Origin of the sequence: Kaistella flava (ex Peng et al. 2021) (genome assembly GCF_015191005.1) — a bacterium.
In the GTDB taxonomy this organism is placed as follows: Bacteria; Bacteroidota; Bacteroidia; order Flavobacteriales; family Weeksellaceae; genus Kaistella; species Kaistella flava.
Genome location: NZ_CP040442.1, coordinates 1,657,232 through 1,677,387, shown reverse-complemented (window position 1 = coordinate 1,677,387; position 20,156 = coordinate 1,657,232). Strand labels below are relative to the sequence as shown.

Below are 20,156 nucleotides of genomic sequence, written 5' to 3'. Positions count from 1 at the left end.
TTTTTTTAATTCAAAAAATATGAACAATAATATATTTCCGTGCCTTTGGTTTAATGGTAATGGGAAAGAAGCCGCAGACTTTTACTGCGAAACTTTTGGTGGTAAAATTACGGCTGATACCCCCGTCGTTTTAAATTTAGAATTGTTCGGACAAAAACTGATGTTTCTTAACGCAGGTTCACAGTTCGAAAAAAACGCATCTATTTCTTTCATGGTCCTTTGTGACACTGAAGATGAGGTTCAGAAATACTGGAGTCAGGTTTCTCAAAACGGAATCATTTTAATGGATCTGGGCGAATATCCCTGGTCCAAAAAATATGGTTGGGTTCGTGATCAGTTTGGCGTCACCTGGCAGATTAATTTATCTGATAAAAAGAGCGAGCAGAAAATTATTCCTACGTTGATGTTCATTCATCAAAACAATGGAAAAGCATTTCAGGCGATGGAATTCTACACCGGAATTTTCCCTAATTCAAAAATTGGCGGAGTTTTAAAATACGGTGAAGGTGTCGGAAATGAAAGTCATGAAGTTCCTGAAAATGTACAACACGGCCATTTTGAAATTGACAATTATTCGTTTTTCTGTATGGACAATTCTTTCGATCATCAATTTGATTTTAATGAAGGAATTTCAATTGTGGTGATGACTGATGATCAAGTGCAAACCGATCATCTATGGAATTCCCTATTGGAAAATGGTGGACGAGAATCAATGTGTGGTTGGTTGAAAGATCAGTTCGGTGTCAGCTGGCAAATCGTACCGAAAAGATTACTGGAACTGATGAATGATTTCGAGCAACCGATGAAAGCACAGAAAGTGGTACAGGCGATGATGGGCATGCAGAAAATTGTGATTGCAGATTTAGAAAACGCTTATCATTCTTAATTTTTCGGCGTAAGGTTTGTTGCTTTATTTTTGAAATTTAAGTGGGAATCAAAACTAACATTTAATGACTTTAAAAATCACGAATTATGGAAACGCTGGACTACGAAATAGAAATCAATGCGCCCATTCAAAAAGTGTGGGATATGCTTTGGCAACCGGAAACCTATTCAATATGGACGCAGTTTTTTGCGCCCGGCTCACAGATGAAATCCGATTGGAAAGTAGGCGGTAAAACTTACTTTACAGACAAAGCAGGTGAAGGAATGGTTTCGACTATTCTAAGTCTAGACGCGCCATTCGAAGTTGTTTTTGTTCATTTAGGAACGGTGAAAGATGGAGTGGAAGATACCGAAAGCAGAGAAGTGAAAGATTGGAGCGGTGCCGAAGAAAAATATTTTCTACGAGCAATCGATGAAAATACCACAGAGCTTCGGGCGAGTACTCATATCTATGGCGATCATGAAGAATTTATGAATAATGGATTTAAGCAGGGTTTTGCAATGCTTAAAAATCTGGCCGAAACTAATTAAGCTTTTATAGATTATTTTCCCGAACGTTAAATTCTGTCGATAAATTTTAACAGTTTAATTATGATTTTTAGAGATTTTTTATTTTCTGAAAGCTCAACTAAGTATTATTCCCGATAGACGGGTTTTGCTCATTTTAAAATAGGTTTCTTCAATAAAAGTAAATATTGGCAGGTTTTTTACCTGCTTTTTTTATGGAATAATCATTGCTGCATTTTACATAATAAAATTCAAAATAGATTTAAAGTAAATTTTTAACTGATGCATCTGTTTTGCAAAGAATAATGTTTTCGCCTGCTTTAAAAATTAAAGAATCTAAGGTGAAAATGAAGTTCATTCTTCTTTAATAAAGAGAACATCAGTATAACTCAAAATTTAAAATTTAAAAAAATGAAAAATTCAAATGTTAAAGGGGTCTTGGGAGCGCTTGCAGTTGTAGGAATTGCAATGCTGGTAAAAAAAATGGCTGACAGAAGAAAAACGATGAAAGCTATTTTTGCGGAATACGGTATTAAAGAAAAAACAGCGTTTGGAGTTGTTGATAAAATCCGTGAATTAGATAAGGACAAATATGAGGAGTTGAAAAATAAATTCAAAACTCAATTTGCCTCAAAATGTTGCAAAAAAAGATGTAAGTGTTAAATGAAAAATCAGTTCATACCAAATGGTTATTGAAAGTGCCGGGAAAATTATTCTCTGCACTTTTTTATGATAGATGATCTTTTAAAGAAGCAGTGTTTTTATTGAATCTTAGTAATCATTTTAAACTTTATAAAAGATCATGAGAAGAAAGTAAAATCAGTCCTCCATGCACCTTTTGCAAAATTTTGAACAGCGTAATAAAAATAAAATTTTGTGACTTTTGCTGTAAAATAAAAGACAACTTCTAACTACATCTAAAACTGATTTCCAATTTAACGACAATTAATTTTTTAAATCCTTACTTTTGCTCCTCAAATTACGTTTCGACACGTTTTTTAAATTGGAATGAAAAATTACTATTATTTTCTCGGTGTTAAAGAAAATGCTTCTGAAGAGGACATTAAAAAAGCGTATCGTAAATTATCTTTAAAATACCATCCAGATAAAAATCCGAACGACGACTTTTTTGAAAGCCGTTTCATGGAAATTAAGGAAGCCTATGAAATGCTGATTGATGCTGAAAAACGCAGGATTTACGACGACAATTTAAGTCATCAACAGAGAAGTTACCGACCAAATCTTCCGCCGACCATCAAATCTTTTTCCGCGAATAAAGTAAGGGTTCAAAAAGGTGAAGAAATTATTATTTCCTGGCAAACGCAAAATGCAGATATTGTAAAAGTTTTACCGTTCGGTTTGCAAAAAGGATATGGCGAGAAAGTAATTAGAATTACGGAGTTTCAGGACGGAAAATTTCAGTTGCTTTTGCATGTAACCAATTCGCTTTTGAATAAAACGATTGTTCAGGGAATTACGATTACTGAAATCTTTGAAAATAAAAATAATCAAGATCGCAGTGAAGCTGAAAAAGTAATCAATTCCCCAAAATTGACCAGACAAAGCCCATCTCAATTGCCGAGAAAAGTTAAAATTATGATCGCTGCTATTTTTTTGATATTGGCGATGTTGATCCTTTTGAAGTCTTTTTTGGATTAAATGATCTTTAAACCATTTTAAGTCTTCCGGGACATTTTTTACATCTTTTTCCTTTTTTAAATTTTTTACAGCAGTTCTTTTTACCACAAGACATTTCCTCTTTAGTTCCGCTAAAGGGCGTGAGTGGTAATACTTTAAAACGGATAATCTGACCATTCATGGTGCAAATATAAAATTAATTTAGAATAAATCAAAATAAGAAATGTTAATTATAATGTATTTGTATTAAAAAAAATAAGATTGGAATTACGGCCCTTTATTGATGCCGTTTTATCTAATTTTAAGTTCGTGAATTTCGATTTCTGGAATCCATTTTTAAAGCGCCTTTTTATAATATTACAAATATTTTCAAACTATTAAATTCCTACGTTCTATACTTTGTTGATTAGTAAAGTGGTCTGGCATCATAAATTAAATGAGATTTATCAATTGTGGTAATGCGCAAAAATTTGTATTTTTACGAACCTTTATTTCAGATAAAATCTAGTAAAAATATATGAATACCACACAATTTGTCAATCGACACATTTCCTTGAATGAAGCCGATACACAAGCGATGTTAGAGAAAGTAGGCGTTGCAAGTATTGAAGAATTAATTGGTCAAACCATTCCGGATTCGATTCGATTACAGAAAGACCTCGACATTTCAGAGCCACTTTCAGAGCAAGAAATGTTAGCACATTCCAAAGAATTAGCTGCGAAAAATCTGATGTTCGATAACTATATCGGTTTCGGATATCACAACACTGTTTTGCCAAGTGTAATCCAACGTAACATTTTGGAAAATCCATCTTGGTACACTGCTTACACGCCTTACCAGGCAGAAATTGCTCAAGGACGTTTAGAAGCATTATTAAATTTTCAAACTGTTGTTTGTGATTTAACAGGTTTTAAATTAGCGAATGCTTCACTTTTAGATGAATCTACCGCCGCGGCAGAAGCAATGCACATGTTCTTTGAGAGCAGAACAAAAACTCAGAAAAAATCGGGTGCTCAGAAATTCTTCGTTTCAGATCTAGTATTCCCACAAACATTGGCTGTTTTGAAAACAAAAGCAGAAGGTTTGGGAATCGATGTGATCGTAGGAGATCATAAAACGCATCAATTAGATGATTCTTATTTTGGAGTTATTTTACAATATCCAGGTAAAAATGGAATGATTATCGACTATTCTGAAATCATTCAACATTATAAAGAATTTGAATTGCAGGTAGTTGTTGCTTGTGATCCGATGTCTTTGGTGAAATTAAAATCACCTGCAGACATGGGCGCAGATTGCGCTGTTGGAACTACACAACGATTCGGAATTCCGATGGGTTACGGTGGTCCACACGCAGCCTTCTTTGCTTGTAAAGACGAATATAAAAGAGATCTTCCCGGTAGAATTATCGGAGTTTCTCAGGATGCTTACGGAAAGAGAGCCTTGAGAATGGCGCTTCAAACCAGAGAGCAACATATCAAAAGAGAAAAAGCAACTTCTAATATTTGTACAGCACAAGTTCTATTGGCAGTAATGGCGGGAATGTACGCCGTCTACCATGGACCAAAAGGTTTGAATTTCATCGCTGACCAAATTCATTTCAAAGCAATCGCCCTGAAAAACGGATTAGCAAGTTTAGGCTTTGATGTTGTAGAAGAACCAATTTTCGATACCGTAAAATTCAGAATTAAAGAAGACGATAAAAGTCGTTTAGTGAGAATAATGCGTGATTGCAAAATCAATCTTAATTATTTCTCAGAGGGAATTGTAAGTATTTCTTTAAATGAATCTTCAACCACTGCCAAAGTTCAATATCTTTTTGATGCTTTTGCAAGCTTTTTAGACAAACAAAGTTTTAAATTAACCTTTAAAGAAGAAGTCCAAATTCCTCAGGAATTTTTGAGAACAGATGCTATTCTTAAAGAAGAAGTTTTCAACAGATACCATACAGAAACCGAATTGATGAGATACATCAAGCGTTTAGAAAGAAAAGATCTTTCTTTAACGCAGTCGATGATTTCTCTTGGTTCTTGTACCATGAAGCTGAATGCTGCGACTCAAATGTTACCATTATCTTGGGCAGAATGGGGAAGTGTTCATCCATTTGTACCGGTTGAACAAGCAGGAGGTTATCAAATTTTAATTAAAGAATTAGAAAAAGATCTAGCGGAAATCACAGGTTTTGCCGGAACTTCTTTGCAACCAAATTCCGGAGCTCAAGGAGAATATGCCGGTTTAATGGTGATTCGCGAATACCACAAATCCCGTGGCGAGGGTCATAGAAATATTGCCCTAATTCCACAATCTGCACACGGAACGAACCCTGCTTCTGCAGTACTTGCCGGAATGAAAGTGGTAGTGGTGAAAAATCTTGAAAGTGGAGAAATCGATTTCGAAGATTTAAAAGCAAAAGCGGAACAACACAGCGCCAACCTTGCTGCGGTGATGATTACTTATCCTTCAACTTATGGTTTCTTTGATGATAATATTATTGAAATTACAGATTTGATTCATTCCCACGGTGGACAGATTTATATGGATGGTGCAAACATGAATGCACAGGTTGGTTACACTTCGCCAGGAAATATTGGTGCAGATGTTTGTCACTTGAACTTGCACAAAACCTTTGCGATTCCTCACGGTGGTGGTGGACCTGGAGTTGGCCCTATCTGCGTTGCCGAACATTTAGTGAAATTCTTACCAAGCAATCCAAATATTAAAATCGGAACTACAGAATCTATTGATGCCATTTCCGGAGCACCTTACGGTTCTTCTTTGGTCTTAAATATTTCTTATGCTTATATTAAAATGTTGGGAACTTTTGGTTTGAAAAAAGCCACAGGTCATGCGATTCTTAATGCCAACTATTTGAAAGAAGTTTTAGGCGAGCATTTCCCGGTTCTTTATTCCAACAAAAAAGGAAGAGTTGCTCACGAATGTATCATCGATTTCCGTCAGTTTAAACCACTTGGAATTGAAGTTGCCGATGTTGCAAAACGTTTGATGGATTACGGTTACCACGCTCCAACAGTAAGTTTCCCAGTTGCGGGAACATTAATGATTGAGCCAACTGAATCTGAAAGTAAATCAGAATTAGACCGTTTCGCCGAAGCATTAATTTCTATCAAAAGAGAGATTGATGAGATCGCAGACGGTAAATATGATACAGCGAACAACGTTTTGAAAAACGCGCCACATACAGAACAAGTCGTGATTTCTGACACTTGGGATCGACCATACAGCCGCGAAAAAGCTGCTTATCCTTTGGATTGGGTTCGTGATCACAAATTCTTCGCCTCCGTTTCTCGTGTTGACGAGGCGTATGGCGACAGAAATTTAGTGTGTACCTGCGCACCGATTGAAAGTTATATGTAATTTAAAAATCATAAAAAAAAATTCCTGGAGGTCTTCTTCAGGAATTTTTTTGTTTAAAAATGAAAGTCTTTATTATGATTTTTTATTTGGGCAGACATTTCCGCCTTCCACTCCCGCTTTTTTATTCCACTTCGTTCCACAAAAAGAGCTCCGTTCAAGTCGGGCTGCAAGATTCCGCTATGAAATAGGTGAGTTCTAAATATTAATATTTACCTTCGATATTCGATATTCACAATTCACTATTCACAATTCACTCATTCACCACATTGCTCATTACCGATTACTCATTGCTCATTCACGCTCTCACATCCCAAATTCCACTGTATATTTCTTATCAAATTTCCATTTACCATTGACGAATTCTGCTGAAATAGTTCCATCGCCGGTTGGATCAGAGAAATCGGTAAAGTAAACGTTATCGTAATTTTTATAGGTTTTCATTTTGCTGTATTTTCCTGGAAAAAAATGATCAAGAACATCATCTTTTACCGGTGCTTTCTCAGAAGTGGTATAAACCAAAACTTTTATGTTTTTTGGATTCATCGCTTGAAAATATTCGCAATCGGTTAGAATTTCTACAAAAGAATATTTTTTAGTAGTAGTCGGATGGTCGACCAAAGTTTCATACATCGCTGTAAATTTATCAGTACCCGATTTATATTTCGGATTTGAATCAAGAAAATCTGCAATTCCATCGCCATCAGTATCCGCAGAATTTGGATTCAGACCAATGAAGTTTTCAAACAGATCATTGAAACCATCTTTGTCACTGTCTTTTTTAATGTCATCTAAATTGATCACAAACTGAACGCCATCTTTAATCACTTCATATTTCGGCAGCATCGGAACTCGCGATAACCTTTGAATATTGACCAAAGTTCCATTCATTACAAATGCATTGTTCTGTAAAAACTTTTGATCTTTTCCATAAAAATCCGGTAGATAAACATTCTGTGTTAATCCTAAAAAGTAAGGTTTAAAATCATTGTTGCTTTTTTCAATGATCCATAATCCATATTTATTTTTAGCCAAAGCGTAATGATCTTGAATTGATACATAATTAAATTCCGGTAAAGCCGTAATCCATTCTGCAAATTTTTTCTGATATTCTGGCGACTCGAAATATTTCTTTTCCTTTGCCTGAAGTTTTTCCGTCGTTTTTAAATCATAATTAAATTTTTGAAAATTAGTGAGATTTTTCATCTGAATATGGGCGGGAAGATCTTTAAGAATTTCCTCATGAGTAAGAGGTGCAGTTGGTTTTTTAACATCTTCGTAATTAATTCCCTCGTTCAGGATAAAGCATTGTTCTTCAGTAGTTTGTTTTGGTTTTTCACCATTTTCTGCATTTTTAGAACAAGACAAAATAAATAGAGGCAAGAGTAAAAAATAAACTTTCATATTAAAAACTTTTATTAGTTAAATTTAAGACTTATTTTTGGGTTAATATTATGATATTAAACAGCCTATTTACCCATCAGCGAACCGGAAATCATCCTGCAATTCCCGCGTCCAGAACAGATTTTCAAAGAGATTTTGACCGTATTATTTTCTCTGCCTCGTTCCGAAGACTGCAGAATAAAACCCAGGTTTTTCCACTTCCGGGAAGTGTGTTTGTGCACAATAGACTGACGCATTCTCTCGAAGTTTCTTCTGTGGGAAGAAGTTTAGGAAGTGCCGTTGGAGATTTCATCTTTAATAATTATAAAAGTGATCTGGATGAAGATGCCCAGAATTTTTATCAGCATAATCTTCATAATGTGATTGCTGCAGCTTGTTTGTGCCATGATGTCGGAAATCCAGCTTTTGGACATTCCGGTGAAGATGCGATTGCCAGTTATTTTGAAAAAAATGAAAAGGATTTAAAAGGGAAATTCAACGAAAAAGAATGGGCAGATCTGGTAAATTTCGAAGGAAATGCAAATGCAATCAGAGTTTTAACGCACCAACAAACCGGTAAAGATGAAGGTGGAACGCAACTAACTTATACCACTTTGGCGAGTATTGCAAAATATCCGTGTGAAGCAATTGCAAAGAAAAAAGGAGTTATCCACCGTAAGAAATTCGGCTTTTTTCAAAATGAAAAAGATACCTTTTTAAATATTGCAAAATCGGTTCATCTCCATCAGGAAAGTGAAGAGCCGACTATTTTCAAAAGACATCCTTTTGTTTGGTTGGTTGAAGCGGCAGACGATATTTGCTACAACATCATCGATATGGAAGATGCGCACCGATTGGGAATTGTCTCTACTTCGGATTGTGAAAATTTGTTCCTCGAATTGATTAAATCAGAAAACGGAAATACCAAAAGAGTAGAAGATAAGTTGGCAATCTTGACCAACGCTAACGAGCGAATTTCTTATCTGAGAGCAAAAGTAATCAATGCTTTAATTAATAAATCAATCCAAATTTACCAGGAACGTTTCATGGATATATTACATGGAACATTAGATAAAGCGCTGCTTGATATTTTTAAAATCGATAATCCCTCTTTACAGGAAATCGAAAATTTCTCCATCGATAAAATTTACAATCACAAAAATGTGATCGAAATCGAAAATGCCGGATATAATGTAATGTACGAATTACTGAATCATTTTATTCCACCGATTTTAACTGCTAAAGATCAACGAAAATCTTACGATAAAATGGCCTTGAAACTTTTACCAAAACAGTTTCTGTATGAAGATGGATCTGATTACCAAAAAGTTCTGGGTGTGATTGATTTTGTTTCCGGAATGACCGATAATTTTGCGACTGATTTGTATAGAAAAATTAAAGGAATTGATATCGGAATGACGATGTAAATTCACTAAATTTTAATTATCTTTATCCAAAATCAAAACGATTTATTTAAAACCATTAAAAAAATTCCAATGACTTATTTAGGATTTATTATCTTTTTCTTGCTTGTTATTTTATTCGCCTCGTTCTTTACGGTGAAACAGGCAACCGCTGCAATCGTTGAGCGTTTAGGGAAATTTCACGTTGTACGCCAATCGGGTTTACATTTAAAAATTCCATTCCTTGATCAGGTTGCGAAAAGAATGAACTTGAGAATTCAGCAATTAGATGTTATTATCGACACGAAAACTTTGGATAACGTTTTCATCAGAATGAAAGTTTCTGTGCAGTATCAAGTTATCGCATCTCAAGTTGCCGATTCTTTCTACCGTTTAGAAAATCCAGAAAATCAAATTACATCTTATGTTTTTGACGTAGTAAGAGCAGAAGTTCCAAAGTTGAAACTGGATGATGTTTTCGTTAGAAAAGATGATGTTGCAGTTGCCGTAAAAGGGGAACTTCAGGAAGCAATGCAAAGTTATGGTTATGATATCATCAAAGCATTGGTAACTGACATCGATCCAGACGAGCAGGTGAAACATGCGATGAACAGAATTAATGCTGCTGAGCGTGAAAAAACTGCTGCCGAATACGAATCTGAAGCACAAAAAATTAGAATTGTTGCCGTTGCAAAAGCGGAAGCAGAATCTAAAAAATTACAAGGTCAAGGTATTGCCGATCAGCGTAGAGAAATCGCCGCTGGTTTGGTAGAATCTGTGAAAATGTTGAACGAAGCGAATATTAATGCACAGGAAGCTTCCGCGTTAATCGTTGTAACTCAGCATTACGATACACTTCAGGCAATTGGTTCGACGAATAAGAGCAGTTTAGTATTATTGCCAAACTCTCCTAATTCTGCGAGTACTTTATTAAATGACTTAATGGTTTCTATGGCTGCAACACAACAGATGGAGCACATTAAACAATAAGTTTTATTGAATATAAAATATGCGAAAGCCAACTTTACGAAGTTGGCTTTTTTTATGTCGTTACTATTTTAAAAATGAAAAATTTTCAATTATAATTCATTTATTTCTCGAAAGTACTTTCTTTTTGAAAAAAAAGAATACTTTTATAAAAAAAAATTATGAAAAAAATCAACTTTCTTGGGCTTGTCGCTCTGTTCTTTATGGTAGTTTCTTGTGTCTCCAATGTACCGATGAATTCGGAGTATTTTCAGAAACCATCTAAAGTGGGAATTTTTGTAAATGTAAATGATCCTCAAAAATTTAGAGAAGGTTCTCAAGGATTATTAGATTTGGCTGTAACTTCTGGAGATAAGTATCAACCTCTTTTAGATCTTGCCAAGAAAGAGATTAGCTTTAAAAATGAGTTGATTAATATTTATACTGAAACTCTAAAAGCAAGAGGAAAAGAAGTAGTTGTTATTGATGAAAAGTTTGATCCAAAAACAGCTGAGAAATTTAAAGGTGATAAAGAAGAATCTAAAAAATATTTCAATTATGATATGAGATACCTGAAAGAGAAATATGGTGTTGACGATGTCGTTTTTGTTAATGTAAATTGGGGTGTCATGATCAGTTATTACAGTATGGTTGAAACCGGGAGAACGGGATATGCTTCTATTTCTAACCGTGTAATTAATTTGAAAGACAACTCTCTTTATTTTTCAAATGATAATTCACAAGTTGATGTTATAAAAGGAAAGTGGAATACGCCACCTAATTATGACAACGCAAAAGGTAGAATTCAGGAAGCTGTTAATAAAGCGATTGAAGTTGAAAAAAATATATTCAAATAGTTAATTTACGATACGAACTGGAAAGGCCCGAATCACTTTCGGGCTTTTCTGTTTTTTTAAAGTAGGGGAATAAATTAATTATTATATAGAGATTGAATACAATCTTAAAATCAAGTTGATTTTTGACTTTTTTATTATTTTTAAATAGGTTTCTTTTCTAATTTTTTTAAAACATTTTTAAGTATTTTTGCATCACTTATGATTAACAGCGACCAAATAAAAGACGTTCAATCCAGAATTGGAGAATTGTACAAACACTTACAAATCGACCGAAAGAAAATTGAAATTTCAAACGACGAAGAAAAAACGGTGTCGCCCGAATTTTGGGATCATCCGAAAGAAGCAGAAGTTTTTATGAAGCAGCTTCGTTCCAAGAAGAAATGGGTGAATGATTATGAAGAGATTTTTGCTCGTTTTGAAGATATTCAGGTCTTAATGGATTTTGCCAAAGAAGATCCTGATTCTGAAAAAGAACTTAATGAAGCCTTCCCGGTACTTGTACAAAAAATCGATGATCTGGAATTTAAAAACATGCTTTCGAATGAAGGTGATGAACTTTCTGCGGTGCTTCAAATTACCGCTGGAGCTGGAGGAACAGAATCGTGCGACTGGGCTTCGATGTTGATGAGAATGTACACGATGTGGGCCGAAAATCAAGGTTATAAAATCCGAGAACTGAATTATCAAGCTGGTGAGGTTGCCGGTATCAAAACGGTGACTTTAGAAATTGATGGCGAATTTGCTTTCGGTTATTTACGCGGAGAAAATGGGGTACACCGTTTGGTGAGAATTTCGCCGTTCGATTCTAATGCCAAACGCCATACAAGTTTTGTGTCGGTTTATGTTTATCCTTTGGTCGATGATACGATTGAAATCAATATCAATCCTGCAGATATTTCCTTTGAAACGATGCGTTCTAGTGGAGCAGGTGGACAAAATGTAAATAAGGTAGAAACTGCAGTTCGATTGCGTCACGCACCAACCGGAATTATTATTGAAAATTCTGAATCCCGTTCTCAACTTCAAAATAAAGAAAAAGCAATGCAGTTATTGCGTTCCCGATTATATGAAATGGAACTTGAAGAGCGCATGAAAGCCAGAACAGAAATTGAAGCTGGTAAGATGAAAATCGAGTGGGGAAGCCAGATCAGGAACTATGTAATGCATCCTTATAAGTTGATAAAAGATGTTCGGTCCGGTCATGAAACTTCAGATGTTGATGGAGTAATGAATGGTGATTTAACTCCTTTCCTAAAAGCCTTCTTAATGGCCGATGGAACGGCTGTTGAAGGTGACGACTTTTTACTTTAAATTTAGCAAACTTTAACAAATACTTAATATTGATAGACGCTGTCTTTTATTATCTTTGCAAATATGGAGCATTTTGAAAGTTGGAAGGATTTCTTGAATCCTGAGTTTTACATAAAGATGGGTGGTTTTTGGCTCATCTTATTTATTATCTTCGCGGAAACAGGTTTATTTGTTGGATTTTTCCTTCCTGGTGACAGTTTACTGTTTGTGTCAGGAATCTATGCAGTTGAAATTATTAAAGAAACTTTTGGTTCTACCGGAAGCGATTTTCTGGATACTACGATTTTAGCAACCTCAGTTGCAATTGCAGCGGTGATCGGAAATGAAATCGGTTACTGGTTTGGTGTAAAAGCGGGTCCTTCTCTTTATAAAAAAGAAGATACCTTCCTTTTCAAAAAGAAATATCTTTTTCAAGCACACGATTTCTTTGAGCAGCATGGTGCTTTAGCTGTAATTATGGCGAGATTCTTACCGATTGTAAGAACCTTTACTCCAATTGTTGCAGGAATTGTGAAAATGGATAAAACCCGATTTTTAATTGATAATATTATCGGTGCCTTTTTATGGTCATTCTCGCTAATTTTTGCGGGACATTATTTAGATGCTTTATTTAAGAATCAATTTGATATTGATTTGAAATCGCATTTAGAAATGATCATCATTATCATCGTATTGATTACTACTGTTCCAATTATTATGAAATTTTTCTTTGGTAAAAAGAAAGAAGAAGTTAAGGACGAAATTGATACTCACGGATAAATAACATCTTGTTATAATATTGAACAGCATTCGAAAGAATGCTGTTTTTTTTATTTTGAAATTTTTAAAATCTTGAATTTGAATTAAGTATCCGAGATTACTTTGTTTCGCTCTTTAATCTTTCAATCAGCATCGTGATAATTCTTCTGTTATACTCTTTGCTTTCCATACTATAAGTCTCGATTTCTTCTAAGGTAAACATGCCGATTGTTATTCCGATGAAGGTATTTTTGAGTACGCTGTCTTTTTGTAAACTTTGCTCGATAAATGTTCTTTTTTTTGCACCGGATAAAGAGTCGTAATCTGCTTTCTGGCGCATTGCATAAGTTGCAAATAAGGAAGCGTAAATATCGTTCTGTAATTTTAAAATGGGCCGTAAAGTTTGGTTTTGAAATTGTTCAATTGCGGTACTTGTTTCTAAAATTTCTATTTCTAAAGTGGGTCTTAAATCTAATTTATTGGTCATTCTATTTCTATTTATTTTTCTGAATTAATGCTAGTATCTTCAACAAAAATAGGGTTTATTTTCATTTAAATATTGCTTAAATAAAATCATTAATTGAAAAATGATTTAAAATTTCTATCAAAATTTTTACTTCAATTTAATCATTTATCGTAATATTACAATATAGAATAATGATATGGGAGCAAGTAAAATCGAGCACTTTTCAGACGAACAAATTGAATTAGCAAAGATTGCAAAAGCTTTGGCACATCCAGCTAGAGTTGCTATTCTCGAACATCTTTTAAAAGTAAACGAATGCATTTGCGGAGAAATCGTTTCCGAACTTCCGCTCGCACAACCGACCGTTTCTCAACATTTAAAGGAAATGAAAAACGCTGGAATCATCAAAGGAACAATAGAAGGAAATTCTGTTTGCTATTGCCTTAATGAAAATATCATCGAAAAACTGCATCTTTATTTTAAAGAAATCTCCACTAAACTCGCCGAAAGAATAACGTGTTGTTAAGATTCAAAAAGCATTTAATCTTTTTTTTGGAACAAATGATTATCAGTCTTTTATCTAAAATCTATCTTCCAACGTCCAACATCCAACATCCAACATCCAACATCTAACACCTAACATCCAACACCTAACTAAATCACAATGAATACCAACGAAGAAATCAAAGAAATGGTAAAGCAAAAATACAGTGAGATTGCTTTACAAGACCAGCAAACCAACGCATCTTCTTGCTGTGGAAGTGGCGGCTGCACGACTGAAGTTTATAATGTAATGAGTGATGAATACGATCATTTGGAAGGATATAACGCCGAAGCTGATTTAAAATTGGGTTGTGGTTTGCCAACAGAATTTGCCAAAATTCAACCGGGAAATACAGTTGTGGATTTAGGAAGTGGTGCCGGTAATGATTGTTTCGTAGCCAGACATGAAACAGGCGAAACGGGAAAAGTAATCGGAATCGATTTTACACCAGAAATGATTGATAAAGCCCGATCGAATGCTGATAAATTGAATTTCAATAATGTTGAATTCAGATTAGGCGATCTTGAAAATATTCCGACAATGAGTAATATTGCAGATGTTGTGGTGAGTAATTGTGTGATGAATTTAGTTCCTAATAAGCCAAAAGCTTTTAGTGAAGTTCACCGAATTTTGAAAGTCGGCGGACATTTCAGTATTTCAGATATTGTATTGACTGGCGATCTTCCGAAAAGAATTAAAAATGCTGCCGAAATGTATGCAGGTTGCGTCGCAAGTGCGATTCAGAAAGACGATTATTTAGATATTATTAAAAATTCTGGTTTTAAAAACATCACTATTCAAAAAGAAAAACCAATCATTATTCCGAATGATATTTTGAAAAATTATCTGAACGAAGAAGAAATCGAAACCTATAATTCCAACCAGAATATTATTTTCAGTATTACGGTTTACGCTGAAAAATTAGATGAATGTTGCGGACCAACATGTTGTTAAGAAATTGAAACATTCCTAAACTTACATTTACAAAATAGAAAAAGCAAGATTGATTTCTTGCTTTTTTATTCAGATAAAGTTGAACAGTTATTTTTTCTTTGATTTAATATAAAGGAAACCAATTAAAATTCCAGCGGCCATCATCATAACGGTTTTCGTTTTTTTCGATGGAACAGGAATCGCCAGTTCACCATAAATCCTCATCGGATCTTTGGATTGATAATTTACATTCCCATCAGTATTGGTTGTAGCATCATCTTTCATCACTAATCTTAAAGCTGCTGAAGCTGTATTAATAATTGCTCGCGGAAATAAGCTATAGAGTATTTTCGATACTTGTGCATAACCGTCGGTGATAATACTTTTTCTCGGATTTTTTGCAGCTTCAACCATTTGAGATGCCAATTCACGTGGATCTACTGAAAACGGTGGAATCTTGAAATCCAATCCTGAATATTTTGCGGAGTGCATATTCCCGGTCGATCTTTGAATTCCAGGATATAATCCAACAATATGAATGTTTGGTTCATCGGAAACTTCACCTTGCAAACCTTCTACCATTCCTCGTATTCCAAACTTGGTGCTTGAATAAGCGGTAGAATAAGGAGCTGGCATCCAGCCACCAATAGAAACATTATTAATTAAAATTCCTTCTTTTTGTTTTTTAAATATCGGCAGAACTGCATGAGCTCCGTGTAAAAAACCTAATAAATTAGTTTTCACCACTTGATCCATCGTTTCAATTGGGATTTCTTCAAATTTACCGCTTGCCATTACTCCGGCATTATTGACCCAGATATCGATTCTGCCATTAAATTGTAATGCACGTTCTGCCAGACGTTGAACTTGTTGCGCATCGGAAACGTCGGTTTGAATGCCTACGGCAACTACTTCTAAATCGTGACATAAAGCAACGGTTTCATCTAATCCTTCCTGACCTCTGGCGGCAATCACTACATTACAACCTTCTAAAGCAAATGCTTCCGCGGCTGCTCTTCCGACGCCACTAGTTCCTCCTGTGATCACTACCGTTTTGCCATGCAGGTCTCCGTATGTTATTTTTTCATTTTCCATAATAGTATTTTATAAATGTTAGATTGATGGGTGAATACTATCAATTATTATGCAATTCATTTTTAATTCGATTTAAAATGATTTTTAGAAGTGAATAATGAGAGCAATTGTGTCATTTATCTTTTTAATAATCTCGCAATTTTATAAATTTGAATTCCATATTTATATTTTAAATTGTCGAATAATGTCCAATGCCTGCACTTTACAAAACGAAGATTTCCTAGATCACATCGATGTGATTGTCCGAAATGTGCGAAAAATGCCGTCGCAACTGAGCTAAGCCAACCAATATTCAGTAGAAGACGATAATGAAATTCGGTGTGCGTGTACTCATTGTGGTTTTGTTAGTCATTTTAATGATATTGCTAAATCAACCGTTTTTATTAATAGCCGCGGAGTTGCGGTAAAATCACATGTTCTTTATTTTAACAGTCCTTGTGATCCGTTCTTTCAATATAAGGTTTGGTAGGTTATTCCAACAACGTACGGATTTCTTTGGGCGTATAATCTTGAACATCTCAGCATCATTTAAAACTTTATCGCCTACAAAATACGCAGTCGCAATGGTTTAGAAAATAAGAACAAAAGCATCGCCAGTCGACTTCCAGCTTGGTTTTCCAGTGATAAAAACCGAGATTATTGACTAAAAATAATTAAAAAATTTAAAGAAAAATAGAATTTAATTCTATCAAAATTTCAAAATTCCTGATTGCATTAATAACGTTTTTTCCCGAAAAATAGTAGGGATTATGCATCAACATGTTTAAATTTTCATCGCTATGTTAAAGCTTTCTACCACTTGGTTTGTGAAATTTTGAAAATCAATTGTTAAATAAACCTTAATTATATTGAAAATCATTATATTTGCCGACTATAATTTTAATGTTGTAAACTATTAACGATGCAAGGAAAAGGACTTATTACGCTGGTTGCGGTCATTCTGGGACTTATTTGTCTTAACGAATTGTTACCAACATGGTATGCTGGTAAAGTTGAAAGACAGGCCACTGCTATTGCGGGAAACAATCCCGAAAAATATAACAAAGAGATGGCTCGTCTTTCTAAAGACACTCTTAATCTTGGATTTACAAAACTGTATTATTCAAGAGCAAAAGAAAGAGAAATGAAGTTGGGTCTGGATTTGAAAGGAGGAATCAACGTTCTTTTGGAAATCAACCAAAGAGATTTGGTAAATGATTTAACCCAATATTCTACGAATCCAATTCTTTTGGAAGCGCTAGACAGAACAGACAAAGACCAGAAAAATTCTACGAAAAACTATATCGAGAATTTCTTTACTGAATTTGCTGCGGTAAATAAAGAAAAAGGAACCAACTTGAAATTGGCTGATCCAGAAATTTTCGGAAATACCAATCTTACAGAAATTAAATACAACTCATCTGATGATGAAGTTAAAAATATCGTTAGAAGAAAAATTAGTGCTTCAGAAGGAGCTGCTTACGAAGTAATCAGAACGCGTATTGATAAAATGGGTGTTACCCAGCCAAACGTTCAGCGTGTTCCTGGAACAGGTAGAATTTCGGTAGAGATGCCAGGAAGTAAAGATATCGACCGTGTAAAGAAAATGTTGGCGACTTCTGCAAAATTACAGTTCTGGGAAGTACAGACGATTCAGGAAGTTATTCCTTACTTAGAGCAATTATCAACTATTGTTCCTTTGAAAGCGGATTCTATCGGTGTTGCAAAAAATACCAATTTAATGAATATGCTTCAGTTGAACTCTTTGAGATCAAGTGGAGTTGGTAACATTAAATTATCAGATACTGCCGCAGTTAATAAAATTTTAAATTCGAAAGTTGCGAGAGACCTTCGCCCTTCGAATATTAAATATACCCAGTTCATGTGGGGATATAAGCCAGAATCTACTGACGCAAATAATTTAGTACTTTATGCTATTCGTGGTAACATCAACCAGAAAGCGCCTGTTGATGGTGCCGTAGAATCTGCCAGAGTTAACTATGACGAAATGGGTAGAGTAGTTGTTGACATGCAAATGGACTCAAAAGGTTCTAAAGAATGGAAAGCAATGACTGCCAAAAACGTGAACAAATCAGTAGCAGTTACTTTGGATAATGTAGTTTATACTGCACCAAATGTTGTTAATGAAATCCCGAATGGTAGAACACAAATCTCTGGTAACTTCTCTCAAGAAGAAGCTCAGGATTTAGTAAATGTTTTAGGAGCTGGTAAACTTCCTGCAAGTGCAAAAATTGTACAGGCAGATGTTGTTGGGCCATCATTAGGACAACAGTCAATCGACGCAGGTATGCTTTCTTTCTTGATCGCATTTTTAGTAATTGTTTGTTATATCATTTTCTACTACGGTGGTGCTGGAGTTTATGCGGTTATTGCAATGGTAATCAACTTGTTCTACATCTTCGGAATCATGGATTCTGTAGATGCGACCTTAACCTTGCCTGGTATCGCGGGTATCGTCCTCTCCATGGCGATGGCGGTGGATACCAACGTAATTATTTATGAAAGAACCAAAGAAGAACTCTTCGCTGGTAAAGGTATTCTGGAAGCGTACAAAGACGGTTTCAAACATGCACTTTCGGCGATTATCGATGGTCACTCGACTACGATTCTAACTGCAATTGTTTTGTATATCTTCGGAACAGGTCCAATTAAAGGATTTGCAGTAACATTAATCATCGGTATTTTGATGACCTTCTTTACTTCGGTATTGTTATCAAGAGTAATGATTTTTGCAAGATTGAACAAAGGAAAAGGATTGTCAGTTTGGACGCCTATGACTAAAAACTTATTCAGAAATGTTTGGATCGACTTTATTGGAAAAAGAAAATATGCTTACATCATCTCTGCATTTCTTACTGTTGGAAGTTTAGTTTCCATCTATGTAAATGGCTTCAAATATGGTATTGACTTTACAGGTGGTAGAAACTACGTTGTGAAATTCGATAAACCAGTTGATGCTGATAAAACGGAAAAAGATTTAATCAAAATGTTCTCTACTGAAGATGGGAAACTATCTGCTGTAGAAGCAAAAACTTTCGGAAGCGGTAACCAGTTAAAAATCTCTACGGATTATTTAATTGATGACGAATCTTTGAAAGCCGATCTAACCATCGAGCAAAAATTATATGAAGGATTAAAAGCAGAACTCCCAGCAGGTTTAACTTTACAAGAATTCAAATCACCAGATGCTTCTCATGCCGGAATCGTGTCTTCTACCAAAGTAGGACCAACCGTTGCAGATGATATCAAAACAGGTGGAATGTTCGCGGTAATCGCAGCTTTAGCGGGAATCTTCCTTTATATTTTAGTTCGCTTTACCAAATGGCAGTTCTCTTTAGGAGCAATTGTTGGTTTGGCTCACGATGCGATTATCATCTTAGGAACCTATTCATTACTGCACAAATACATGCCGTTTAACATGGAGATCAACCAGGATTTCATTGCAGCAATTTTGACGGTATTAGGATATTCCATTAATGATACCGTAATTGTATTCGACAGGATCCGTGAATATTTAAGAGAGAAAAAATCCCTTACTTTGGCAGGATTATTTGATGACTCTATCTCAAGTACCTTGGGTAGAACGTTCAATACGTCATTCACCACGATATTGGTAATCTTGGCCATCTTTATTTTCGGTGGAGAAAACCTAAGAGGATTCATGTTCGCCTTGTTATTGGGTATCGGTTTCGGTACTTATTCATCCATCTTTATTTCCTCGGCAATCGCTTATGATTTCTTAAAAGGGAAAGGAAAAGGACCAGAAGAAAAACTACACGGTAGAACTTCAGTCGATGTAGAAGTCATTGACAAAAGAACTAAGAAATAAATTTTATATTTAAATAATAAATGTCCTTCGAAAGAGGGACATTTTTTTTGTTTAAAAGATTCGTCATATCTACTTTTATAAGAAAATATATTTAGCAAATCCGAATTTTTTTATTTTCTATTTGGGCAGACATTTCCGCCTTCCACTCCCGCTTTTTTAATTGGTGGCTTCGACAAGCTCAGCCACCAACTAGAAAGAGCTCCGTTCAAGTCGGGCTGCAAATCCCGA

Annotated in this window: 16 protein-coding genes; 13 read left to right on the top strand and 3 right to left on the bottom strand. The window is 35.0% G+C overall.

Annotation, left to right across the window (positions count from 1 at the left end; translation table 11 throughout):
- Nucleotides 1-19: 19 nt before the first annotated feature.
- The 5 genes from Q73A0000_RS07670 (at nt 20) to gcvP (ending at nt 6,406) form a co-directional block, all read left to right on the top strand.
- Nucleotides 20-886, top strand: a complete 867-nt coding sequence (locus Q73A0000_RS07670; protein ID WP_193813467.1) for a VOC family protein — start codon at nt 20-22, stop codon at nt 884-886.
- 86 nt (nt 887-972) lie between these two features.
- Nucleotides 973-1,416 carry an SRPBCC family protein gene (locus Q73A0000_RS07665; protein WP_193813466.1) on the top strand — a complete coding sequence of 148 codons (444 nt, stop codon included), beginning with the start codon at nt 973-975 and terminating at the stop codon, nt 1,414-1,416.
- A 387-nt stretch (nt 1,417-1,803) separates the two neighbouring features.
- Nucleotides 1,804-2,055, top strand: coding sequence for a hypothetical protein (locus Q73A0000_RS07660; protein WP_193813465.1), 252 nt, complete (start codon nt 1,804-1,806; stop codon nt 2,053-2,055).
- A gap of 345 nt (nt 2,056-2,400) precedes the next feature.
- Nucleotides 2,401-3,051 (top strand): DnaJ domain-containing protein, encoded by a 651-nt coding sequence (locus Q73A0000_RS07655; RefSeq protein ID WP_193813464.1) that lies wholly within the window; start codon nt 2,401-2,403, stop codon nt 3,049-3,051.
- A 496-nt stretch (nt 3,052-3,547) separates the two neighbouring features.
- Nucleotides 3,548-6,406 carry an aminomethyl-transferring glycine dehydrogenase gene (gcvP, locus tag Q73A0000_RS07645; RefSeq protein ID WP_193813462.1) on the top strand — a complete coding sequence of 953 codons (2,859 nt, stop codon included), beginning with the start codon at nt 3,548-3,550 and terminating at the stop codon, nt 6,404-6,406.
- Nucleotides 6,407-6,709: 303 nt separating this feature from the next.
- Here the strand turns inward: gcvP and Q73A0000_RS07640 are convergent, their stop codons facing one another.
- Nucleotides 6,710-7,807: a hypothetical protein gene (locus Q73A0000_RS07640; protein WP_193813461.1), complete on the bottom strand. Its 1,098-nt coding sequence runs from the start codon at nt 7,805-7,807 to the stop codon at nt 6,710-6,712.
- Between the two features lie 50 nt (nt 7,808-7,857).
- Here Q73A0000_RS07640 and dgt point away from each other — a divergent pair, with 50 nt between their 5' ends.
- The 5 genes from dgt to Q73A0000_RS07615 all read left to right on the top strand — a co-directional run bounded on the left by dgt (nt 7,858) and on the right by Q73A0000_RS07615 (nt 13,082).
- Nucleotides 7,858-9,213 carry a dGTP triphosphohydrolase gene (gene dgt / locus Q73A0000_RS07635; RefSeq protein WP_193813460.1) on the top strand — a complete coding sequence of 452 codons (1,356 nt, stop codon included), beginning with the start codon at nt 7,858-7,860 and terminating at the stop codon, nt 9,211-9,213.
- A gap of 69 nt (nt 9,214-9,282) precedes the next feature.
- Complete coding sequence (locus Q73A0000_RS07630) at nt 9,283-10,179, top strand: SPFH domain-containing protein (protein WP_193813459.1); 897 nt, start codon at nt 9,283-9,285, stop codon at nt 10,177-10,179.
- Between the two features lie 158 nt (nt 10,180-10,337).
- The gene (locus tag Q73A0000_RS07625) at nt 10,338-11,012 is read left to right on the top strand and encodes a hypothetical protein (protein ID WP_193813458.1); all 675 of its coding nucleotides are present in this window, start codon (nt 10,338-10,340) and stop codon (nt 11,010-11,012) included.
- Between the two features lie 198 nt (nt 11,013-11,210).
- A complete protein-coding gene (gene prfB / locus Q73A0000_RS07620) occupies nt 11,211-12,323 on the top strand; it encodes a peptide chain release factor 2 (protein ID WP_193813457.1) in 1,113 nt (370 codons plus the stop codon).
- A gap of 63 nt (nt 12,324-12,386) precedes the next feature.
- Nucleotides 12,387-13,082 (top strand): DedA family protein, encoded by a 696-nt coding sequence (locus Q73A0000_RS07615; RefSeq protein WP_193813456.1) that lies wholly within the window; start codon nt 12,387-12,389, stop codon nt 13,080-13,082.
- A 97-nt stretch (nt 13,083-13,179) separates the two neighbouring features.
- Here the strand turns inward: Q73A0000_RS07615 and Q73A0000_RS07610 are convergent, their stop codons facing one another.
- Nucleotides 13,180-13,548, bottom strand: coding sequence for a glyoxalase (locus Q73A0000_RS07610; RefSeq protein WP_193813455.1), 369 nt, complete (start codon nt 13,546-13,548; stop codon nt 13,180-13,182).
- 175 nt (nt 13,549-13,723) lie between these two features.
- On the opposite strand from Q73A0000_RS07610, the gene Q73A0000_RS07605 reads away from it, so the two are divergent.
- Both Q73A0000_RS07605 and Q73A0000_RS07600 read left to right on the top strand, forming a co-directional pair.
- Nucleotides 13,724-14,053, top strand: a complete 330-nt coding sequence (locus tag Q73A0000_RS07605) for an ArsR/SmtB family transcription factor (RefSeq protein ID WP_193813454.1) — start codon at nt 13,724-13,726, stop codon at nt 14,051-14,053.
- A gap of 138 nt (nt 14,054-14,191) precedes the next feature.
- The gene (locus Q73A0000_RS07600; RefSeq protein WP_193813453.1) at nt 14,192-15,025 is read left to right on the top strand and encodes an arsenite methyltransferase; all 834 of its coding nucleotides are present in this window, start codon (nt 14,192-14,194) and stop codon (nt 15,023-15,025) included.
- A gap of 87 nt (nt 15,026-15,112) precedes the next feature.
- Here Q73A0000_RS07600 and Q73A0000_RS07595 read toward each other — a convergent pair whose 3' ends face one another.
- Nucleotides 15,113-16,099, bottom strand: a complete 987-nt coding sequence (locus Q73A0000_RS07595; protein WP_193813452.1) for an SDR family oxidoreductase — start codon at nt 16,097-16,099, stop codon at nt 15,113-15,115.
- Nucleotides 16,100-17,000: 901 nt separating this feature from the next.
- On the opposite strand from Q73A0000_RS07595, the gene secD reads away from it, so the two are divergent.
- Nucleotides 17,001-19,928: a protein translocase subunit SecD gene (gene secD, locus Q73A0000_RS07590; protein ID WP_193813451.1), complete on the top strand. Its 2,928-nt coding sequence runs from the start codon at nt 17,001-17,003 to the stop codon at nt 19,926-19,928.
- Nucleotides 19,929-20,156: the final 228 nt, after the last annotated feature.

What these genes read in the sequence shown, in the direction of transcription:
- Q73A0000_RS07670 (WP_193813467.1), top strand. Translation starts at nt 20, where the DNA reads ATGAACAATAATATATTTCCGTGCCTTTGGTTTAATGGTAATGGGAAA.
- Q73A0000_RS07665 (WP_193813466.1), top strand. Translation starts at nt 973, where the DNA reads ATGGAAACGCTGGACTACGAAATAGAAATCAATGCGCCCATTCAAAAA.
- Q73A0000_RS07660 (WP_193813465.1), top strand. Translation starts at nt 1,804, where the DNA reads ATGAAAAATTCAAATGTTAAAGGGGTCTTGGGAGCGCTTGCAGTTGTA.
- Q73A0000_RS07655 (WP_193813464.1), top strand. Translation starts at nt 2,401, where the DNA reads ATGAAAAATTACTATTATTTTCTCGGTGTTAAAGAAAATGCTTCTGAA.
- gcvP (WP_193813462.1), top strand. Translation starts at nt 3,548, where the DNA reads ATGAATACCACACAATTTGTCAATCGACACATTTCCTTGAATGAAGCC.
- Q73A0000_RS07640 (WP_193813461.1), bottom strand. Translation starts at nt 7,807, where the DNA reads ATGAAAGTTTATTTTTTACTCTTGCCTCTATTTATTTTGTCTTGTTCT.
- dgt (WP_193813460.1), top strand. Translation starts at nt 7,858, where the DNA reads ATGATATTAAACAGCCTATTTACCCATCAGCGAACCGGAAATCATCCT.
- Q73A0000_RS07630 (WP_193813459.1), top strand. Translation starts at nt 9,283, where the DNA reads ATGACTTATTTAGGATTTATTATCTTTTTCTTGCTTGTTATTTTATTC.
- Q73A0000_RS07625 (WP_193813458.1), top strand. Translation starts at nt 10,338, where the DNA reads ATGAAAAAAATCAACTTTCTTGGGCTTGTCGCTCTGTTCTTTATGGTA.
- prfB (WP_193813457.1), top strand. Translation starts at nt 11,211, where the DNA reads ATGATTAACAGCGACCAAATAAAAGACGTTCAATCCAGAATTGGAGAA.
- Q73A0000_RS07615 (WP_193813456.1), top strand. Translation starts at nt 12,387, where the DNA reads ATGGAGCATTTTGAAAGTTGGAAGGATTTCTTGAATCCTGAGTTTTAC.
- Q73A0000_RS07610 (WP_193813455.1), bottom strand. Translation starts at nt 13,548, where the DNA reads ATGACCAATAAATTAGATTTAAGACCCACTTTAGAAATAGAAATTTTA.
- Q73A0000_RS07605 (WP_193813454.1), top strand. Translation starts at nt 13,724, where the DNA reads ATGGGAGCAAGTAAAATCGAGCACTTTTCAGACGAACAAATTGAATTA.
- Q73A0000_RS07600 (WP_193813453.1), top strand. Translation starts at nt 14,192, where the DNA reads ATGAATACCAACGAAGAAATCAAAGAAATGGTAAAGCAAAAATACAGT.
- Q73A0000_RS07595 (WP_193813452.1), bottom strand. Translation starts at nt 16,099, where the DNA reads ATGGAAAATGAAAAAATAACATACGGAGACCTGCATGGCAAAACGGTA.
- secD (WP_193813451.1), top strand. Translation starts at nt 17,001, where the DNA reads ATGCAAGGAAAAGGACTTATTACGCTGGTTGCGGTCATTCTGGGACTT.